The organism is Megamonas sp. (assembly GCF_986095205.1).
This window is the reverse complement of record NZ_CFQVBI010000054.1, coordinates 1-8097: the sequence shown is the minus strand read 5'-3', so window position 1 is coordinate 8097 and position 8097 is coordinate 1. Positions and strand designations below refer to the sequence as shown.

At 31.5% G+C, this 8097-nt stretch carries 7 protein-coding genes, 1 tRNA gene and 1 other annotated feature; of the genes, 4 read left to right on the top strand and 4 right to left on the bottom strand.

The genetic code is table 11. From position 1 onward, the window contains the following. Positions 1–239: 239 nt before the first annotated feature. From AC5LAX_RS07790 to AC5LAX_RS07780, 3 genes are all read left to right on the top strand, one after another. On the top strand, positions 240–1853 hold the full coding sequence (locus tag AC5LAX_RS07790; protein ID WP_051081878.1) for an ABC1 kinase family protein: 1614 nt from the start codon (positions 240–242) through the stop codon (positions 1851–1853). Between the two features lie 485 nt (positions 1854–2338). Continuing rightward, a complete protein-coding gene (aroH, locus tag AC5LAX_RS07785; RefSeq protein ID WP_117585582.1) occupies positions 2339–2701 on the top strand; it encodes a chorismate mutase in 363 nt (120 codons plus the stop codon). An 11-nt stretch (positions 2702–2712) separates the two neighbouring features. Further along, positions 2713–3669 carry a hypothetical protein gene (locus tag AC5LAX_RS07780; protein WP_117585581.1) on the top strand — a complete coding sequence of 319 codons (957 nt, stop codon included), beginning with the start codon at positions 2713–2715 and terminating at the stop codon, positions 3667–3669. 69 nt (positions 3670–3738) lie between these two features. Here AC5LAX_RS07780 and aroF read toward each other — a convergent pair whose 3' ends face one another. From aroF to AC5LAX_RS07760, 4 genes are all read right to left on the bottom strand, one after another. Next, entirely contained in the window at positions 3739–4776 is a 1038-nt protein-coding gene (aroF, locus tag AC5LAX_RS07775; protein WP_018999986.1) for a 3-deoxy-7-phosphoheptulonate synthase, read from the bottom strand. 36 nt (positions 4777–4812) lie between these two features. Beyond that, positions 4813–5673, bottom strand: a complete 861-nt coding sequence (gene pheA, locus AC5LAX_RS07770) for a prephenate dehydratase (RefSeq protein ID WP_117585580.1) — start codon at positions 5671–5673, stop codon at positions 4813–4815. Between the two features lie 59 nt (positions 5674–5732). Next, positions 5733–5979: a binding site (T-box leader), on the bottom strand. Positions 5980–6059: 80 nt separating this feature from the next. Then, positions 6060–6887, bottom strand: a complete 828-nt coding sequence (gene panB, locus AC5LAX_RS07765; protein ID WP_115151004.1) for a 3-methyl-2-oxobutanoate hydroxymethyltransferase — start codon at positions 6885–6887, stop codon at positions 6060–6062. Then, positions 6862–7749, bottom strand: coding sequence for a Rossmann-like and DUF2520 domain-containing protein (locus tag AC5LAX_RS07760; RefSeq protein ID WP_117976616.1), 888 nt, complete (start codon positions 7747–7749; stop codon positions 6862–6864). Before AC5LAX_RS07760 ends, panB begins: the two co-directional genes overlap by 26 nt. A gap of 271 nt (positions 7750–8020) precedes the next feature. On the opposite strand from AC5LAX_RS07760, the gene AC5LAX_RS07755 reads away from it, so the two are divergent. Continuing rightward, positions 8021–8095 (top strand) — tRNA-Arg (locus AC5LAX_RS07755). Positions 8096–8097 lie beyond the last annotated feature (2 nt).

The window sequence follows — 8097 nt, the reverse complement described above, 5'->3', positions numbered from 1 at the left end:
TAAAAGGACTTAGTCCCGTAGAATACAGAACTAAGTCTCAATTAGTAGCTTAATTAATATGTCCAATATTTTGGGTGCATGTCAGATTTTCAAATTAATATTTCAACTCTTTTTTATTAAAAATTTTAAGCTCATCAAAAATCCATATTCTAAGCGATAAATAAACTGTTATACTATTTTTCACTTATTTGCTATAATAAACATAATTGTTTTATTTAAATACATTATATTAAAAATTCATGATAGAAGGTGTTAATTTGATAAAATTTCCTAAACAAACAAAGTACAGTTCCTCTCATCGTTTACGGGAAATGGTGCTTGTTTTACGTAAGCATAATGTACTTACAAGCGATATGACACCTGAAAAATTGCGTTTAATCTTAGAAGATTTAGGCCCTACATTTGTAAAATTAGGTCAAATACTCTCTTTAAAACCAGGATTTTTACCTGCCGATTATGCCATTGAATTGACTAAATTGCAAACACAAGCTAAACCTTTAGATTTTAGCATCATCAAAGACTGTCTTGAAAAAGAATATAATAAAAAAATAGAAGATGTTTTTCTCGATATAGATGATCATGCACTTGGCTCTGCTTCTATAGCTCAAGTACATAAAGCTACATTAAAAACTGGTGAAAAAATCGTCATCAAAGTACAACGTCCTGGAATTTATGAAGTAATGGCTAAAGATATAGTTTTACTAAAACGAGCTGTATCTATCTTGCAAGTCTTTAAAACTTCATCTAGTATTTTAGATTTTAACGCCATTCTTGATGAAATGTGGAATATCACTAAGCAAGAAATGGACTTCATGATGGAAGCTGAACATATTGATGAATTCAAACGACTTAATAGTGAAGATATTTTCGTTGATTGTCCTACTGTAAAACATGAACTGACTACAGCTCGCGTACTTGTAATGGAATATATTGATGGTCATCGCATTGATGAAATCAGCAAATTGAAAGCCCAAGGTTATAATGTTGAAGAATTAGGTATTCATCTTGGCAAAAATTATGTAAAACAAATCATTGAAGATGGCTATTTCCATGCTGATCCTCACCCAGGTAATATTTGGATAAAAAACGGTAAAATTATTTGGCTTGATTTAGGTATGATGGGGCGTTTATCTTCTAAAGAACGTGATGCTTTAAAAAAAGCTGTTTACGCCCTTGTTCAACATGATACTTATGAGATGAAAAACGCTATTTTAACTTTAGGTACTGTTCAAGGAAAATTAAATCATATCCAACTTTATGAAGATATTGATAATCTAATGAACCGCTATAGTAATGCCAATTTCCAAACATTAAAATTGAGTGAATTAGCACATGATATCATAACTGTTGCTCGCCGTCATAAACTTTCTATTAATCCTGGTCTAAGTATGTTTGCTCGTGGTGTCGTTACGATTGAATCTGTTCTCAAAATTTGTTGTCCTAATGTCAATTTTATCGATATTTTTGCTTCTTATATGCGAGCTGATTTTAAACGAAATTTCAGTTGGAAAGAAGAATTCACTAAATTCAAACGAGATAGCTATTTAATGCTTCAAAAATCCATGCATATACCAGAACAATTATCTGATATCCTAAAAATGACAATGAGTGGACAAACTAAAGTTAATTTAGACTTAACAGGCTCAGAAGAACCACTTCGTCGTTTAGATAAAATGATTAATAAATTAATCATCGGTATCATTTGCTCTGCACTACTTTTAGGCTCTAGCATTATCTGCACTACTAATATGACACCTCAAATAATGGAAATCCCTATTTTAGGTGTATTAGGATATCTAGTAGCCGTCTTCTTATCAATTCGTTTAATGATTAACATTTTTAAAGAAAAATAGTTTTTTATGTTCATTTTTCTTTTATACAAAAGAAAAACGAACCAAAAAGAAAACTACCCGCTCACGCACTTTTTACTTTGATAAAGATAAAAATATGCCAACAACGTTCTAAACTCACTACGTTCAAACAGTAGAACTAAAACCATTGTCATATTTTTATCTTTACCAATAGCCTACGGCTACCGCAAAAAGATGCTAAAATGCGGGAAATATTTGGTATTATTGATTATTAAATAATTTAGCAATTTTTATTTTCCGCATTATAAAATTTTGTGGTAACCGTAAGGTTATTGAAAATAATTATCTTTGAATACGTTTTTAGTCTGAATGTTTGAGCGAAGCGAGTTTCTAAGCGTTGTATGAAAAGATAATTATTTTCAAAACTAAAATTTTATCTGCGGTGGGTATTCTTTTGTTACTTTTCTTTGCCCACCAAAGAAAAGTAAAGCACATAGAAATATATTTAAATGAAAGGAATGTTTTTTATGCAAGGAATTAGAGGAGCTATCACTGTGGAGAATGATAATCGTGAAGAGATTATTGAGGCTGTCAAAAAATTATTAATAAACATTCTTGAAGCTAATGATATTACTGCTGAAGATATTGGTGCTGCTTTATTTAGTGCTACTAAAGATTTATCTAGTGTATTTCCTGCTTTTGCTGCACGTCAATTACCTAATTGGGATTTAGTGCCACTTTTTGATGCTCAACAATTATATGTAGAAAACAGTATGGAAAAATGTATCCGCGTTTTACTTTTGGTGAATACTGATAAAACACAAAAGGAAATAAAACATATTTATTTAGGTAGAGCAAGTCATCTTCGCCCTGATATTGCAAAAGCTTAAATGGTGTTATTATGTCAGAAACATTTTATCGCCTTTTATTCATATTTATTGATGTTATTTTACCTCTAACTATAGGATATTATTTCCATAAATATAAGATAATATCTTTAAATACTTGTAATTTCCTCTTAAAATTAAATATCCGTTTCATCATGATAATCACTGGACTTGGTAGTTTTTGGTTGATAAAAATAGATCAAAATTTATTTTTATTGGCATTCGTAGGAATTATCCTCATTTCAGCACTTCCAGGATTATTAGCTTATCCATATGTAAACTGGCGACTTGGTAAAAATATACGCAATAGCGGTGCTTATCTTTTAAGTAGTATGCTCTCTAATACAGGTATTTTAGGTGGTTTATGTGCCTATATAGCTATGGGGCAATTAGCTTATGCTTATGTCCAAGTTATCGCTATGGTACAAAATATTTTTACACTTTCTTTTTGTTTTCCTCTAGCTGAATATTTTCATCAAAAATTCACAGCTGGCTCGAAAGCAAAATTTCAACCGCATTGGCGTTCTATTCTAATCAGTTGGAACCAAATTGGTTTACTTAGTATGTTTATCGGTGCTATCTTAAATATTTACGAAGTACCTCGTCCTGATATTTTTGACCCCATTTTTAATGCTTCTGTCCATCTAGGTGCTTGGTTTGGTATTTTACCTGTAGGTTATTTATTAAATTTTAAAGCAGCTCGCTTATATAAATATCTAGCTTTGACTATTGTACCTGTTCGTTTTCTTATCATACCTGTATTATCATTCATTACTGCTAGCTTATTTACAGATAATGCTTTACTCATTTCAGTCATCACTTTGATTGGCATGTGTCCTATTGGTATCAATTCTGTTGTAGTTACTCAACTATATAAATTAAACACCAGTATTGCTGAGGCAATTTTTTTAATCACTACTATTATCTTTATTTTTATAGCTTATCCTATATTTTTATTTTTAATGACATAAAAAAGCAGTCAAATACTTTAATTATAAATAAGTATTTGACTGCTTTTTCTCATCTTATAATATAAATTTTTAGTCTTTCATGTAATCAGTAAATAAATTTTCTGCTTTCATAAAATCAGAAATTTTATAGACACCACGCATTACTTCTCTATAATTTTCTGGTGTCAAAGACTGTGGTCCATCAGATAAAGCTTTTGCAGGATTTGGGTGAACTTCAATGATAAGTCCATCTGCTCCAGCTGCTATTGCTGCAAAGCTCATAGGTTTTACCATTCTCCATTTACCTGTACCATGACTTGGGTCTACGATAATTGGTAAATGACTTAAATGTTTTACTGCTGCTACAGCACTCATATCTAATGTGTTTCTTGTATATGTTTCATAAGTACGAATACCACGTTCACATAAAATTACATTATGATTGCCTTCATTCATAATATATTCAGCAGCATTTAACCATTCATCAATAGTAGCGCAAAGACCACGTTTGAGCATAACTGGTTTATTACATCTTCCAACTTCTTTTAATAAACGGAAATTTTGCATATTACGTGCGCCAATCTGTAAAATATCCGCATAATGAGCTACAGCATCAACAGCTTCTACTTCTGTTACTTCTGTTACTACTTTTAATCCTGTAACTTCACGAGCTTCAGCCAAATATTCAAGACCTTTATTTTCAAGACCCTGGAAAGAATATGGAGAAGTACGAGGTTTATAAGCGCCACCACGTAAAAATTGTGCTCCACCGGCTTTTACGATTTTTGCTGCTTCTAATAATTGTTCACGAGATTCTACTGCACATGGGCCTGCCATTACTACTACATTGCCATCACCGATTTTTACACCATCTACATCAACAACAGTATTTGCTGGGTGGAATTCACGGCTGGCTAATTTATAAGATTTAGAAATAGCCACTGTCTGTTCTACACCTTCCATTGCCTCTACTGCTAGTGAACCCATACGAGTTTTGTCACCTATTACACCAACAATTTTCTGCTGTGCACCTTCCATTATCTTAGCTGTGAGCCCTACACTTTCGATAGCTTTTACTACAGCCATGATATTTTCTTCTCTTGCATCAGGATTCATTATTACAACCATTATTTATTCCACCTTTTCATTTATCTATATTTAAGATTAATTTATTTCATTTACTAATTTATTACTAGCTTTATATACTGGGAATTTTCCCAAGTTTTTAAGCCAAAAACATTTTTTACTAGCCTGCATAAGTGCTTCTTGTAAAATATCTTTATCCACATTAGCATCTATTTCTATGAAAAAAATATACTCGCCTAAACTTGTACGCGCAGGTCTTGATTCAATTCTTGTCATATTTACTTTTCGACAAGCAAAATCACCCAAAAGTTCGTATAAACTGCCAGCTCTACCATCTATCTGACAAATTATCATCATATTAGCTACATCTTGATATTTTTTTACTTTATCTTTATTAGTCAATAAAATAAATCTAGTAAAATTATCTTCAACATCTTGAATATCTGTATCTATTATCTGCAAATTATATAAATCAGCTGCTGTTTTTGTCGCTATTGCCGCATAACCATCTCCATAACAGCTTGCTTTTTCTGCTGCTCTAGCTGTACTAGAAACAGATTCTGTCTTTGCCGTTGGATAATGACTCTTTAAATATTCTCTACATTGAGCTAATGGTTGAATATGAGAAATTATTGTGTGTATCTTAGCATTAGGATTTTTTGTTAATAATTGATTATGTACACTCCATATTAATTCAGACTCTATCATTAAGTCAACATCATGAGCCAAAGTATCCAAGGTAATACGAACTGAACCTTCTATTGAATTTTCCACTGGTACTAAACAATAATCTACATCTTTTTGAGCAACAGCTTGTATAGCATCTTGTATTGTATTATATGCCACTAAATTTATTTTTTCTTTACGCAAATTAGCCATATAAATTGCAGCTTCTTCACTATTTGTTCCATGAGGTCCTAAAAAAGCTAATTTCTTCATGAAAAGCCTCCTTTCTTTTTTATCTAATTGATTTAAAAATAATAAAAGCCTCACCCTAATATAAGGGCGAGGCTGAATTCACGGTACCACCTTATTTATCTATAAAAATATAGATATCTCTCATTAAGTACGGGACTAATCCGATACTGTCCTTTTCGATAACGGTAAGGCTCCGGCTCCACCTACAATAAGTTCAGCGAGCAATTCCGAGGTGAACTTCAATAAATACTCTCATATCAAGTTTCCAGCATCCTTGACTCTCTGTCATGATTATATTTATCTACTTTTCCTCTTCATCATCTTTAGCGTGTTTACATAATATCATATAAAAAAATAAAATGCAATAGTTTTTATTGTAACTTTGTAATATTTAAATAAAATTATCCTCAATATAATTTTTCAATTACACTATCATCTATTTTAAAACAATGCTCTTTTGCTGGAAATGTTTTTGCTTTTGTTTCTTCAATATAATCTTTAAAAGCTTTTGTCATTTCTTCGCCAACATTTGCAAAGCGTTTCACAAATTTAGGTTTAAATCCGCCAAACATACCAAGCATATCTTGATATACTAAAATCTGACCATCACAATCACTACCTGCACCAATGCCAATTGTCGGTATATTTATTTCTTCAGTGATAATTTTTGCCAATTTATCAGGAATACATTCCAATACTACAGCAAATGCACCTGCTTTTTCTACAGCTTTTGCTTCTTGAAGAATTCTTTTGGCAGCATCTTCACTTTTTCCTTGAACTTTAAAACCGCCAAAAGCATTAACAGATTGTGGCGTAAGCCCTATATGTGCCATAACAGGAATAGAAGCTTCGACAATTGCCTTTATCTGTGGGCAAACACTTTCTCCGCCTTCTAATTTTACTGCCTGACAATGACCTTCTTGCACTAAACGACCTGCATTTTTCACAGCATCATAAACAGATGTCTGATAAGACATAAATGGCATATCACCTACAACTAAAGCATTTTTTGCTCCTCTAGTAACAGCTTTTATATGGTGTATCATATCTTCCATAGTAACAGATAATGTATCTTCATAACCAAGCATAACCATGCCCAAGGAATCACCTACTAAAATTCCATTAACTCCAGCTTCATCAATCAACTTTGCTGTAGAATAATCATATGCTGTAAGCATTGTAATTTTATCTTTGTTTTCCTTTTGCATTTTAAATGTTGATACTGTATTTTTCACTATCAAAAACCTCTTTCATTTCACTATAATCTTTTAATGAATTTTTACTTTGTGCAATTTCAATTAATTTTTGTGATAATAACTTATAAATTTCTTTTTCTTGATTTAAATTTTCTTGATTAAATGCATTTAAATGTTTTTTTATCGTAACTACATCATTTCTCTCTACTGGGCCAGTCAAAGCATCTTTAATATCAAAAGTAGCTAAATTAGCTACATTACCCTGTAGTAATGGCAATAAAATATTTTTTGCCATCTTTTTATCTACACCACAACGATTTAATAAATCTATACTCGTGGCAAATAAGGCTGTAACTAAATTACTAGCCATTACTGCACTTGCATGATATAGTGCTTTTTTTTGCGTATCGATTTTTATGATGTCATTACCACATTTTTGAAAAATCTGCATCAAGCTATCTAAATGTTCACTATTACCTTCAATAGTAAATACAGCATTTGCTAAATTTTTATAAGCTTCATACCTATCATTTATCGCACAAAGTGGGTGGATAGAATATGCATATGCACCTTTATTTTGAGCATCAAAAAAAGCGGTCGAAGATATCGAACCGCTACAATGACAAATATTTTTATTTCTAATATCCAGATTTCTCATATAATCCCAAATTTGACTGATACTACCATCAGGCACTGTCAAAAATAAGGTATCACTGTCTTTTAAGATATTTTCAAGATTTATATATAATTTAGTACTGGTAAAATCTGCTGCTGATTTTGCCGATTTTAAAGATTTACTAAAATAACCTACAATCTCTACATCATTTTGACTGCAATTATTTTGTAAATATTTTCCTAGGGAAAAGCCTACTTTCCCCGCACCAATAAATCCTATTTTCATTTTATCACCTCTTTTTCTTGGAAGTAATACAATGAAATCTCTGGTAAGGTCTTGTTCTTTCGATACAATCCTTTTTAATTAGATAAAAATAAAAGTTTGTGGTACAGTTTCGCTTCGAATACTATCCATCACATAATATATCATTTATTATCTATTTCGTATAGAGCTAAAATTTATTTTAATAAATCTTAAATTTTTTCAAAAAAACATTTGACAAATATAAATCAATCTGATATTATAATATACGCGGTTAAGACAACCGCAAACAAATGGCCTTGTAGCTCAGCTGGATTAGAGTGTTTGACTACGAATCAAAAGGTCGCAGGTTCGAGTCCTGCCAAGGTCACC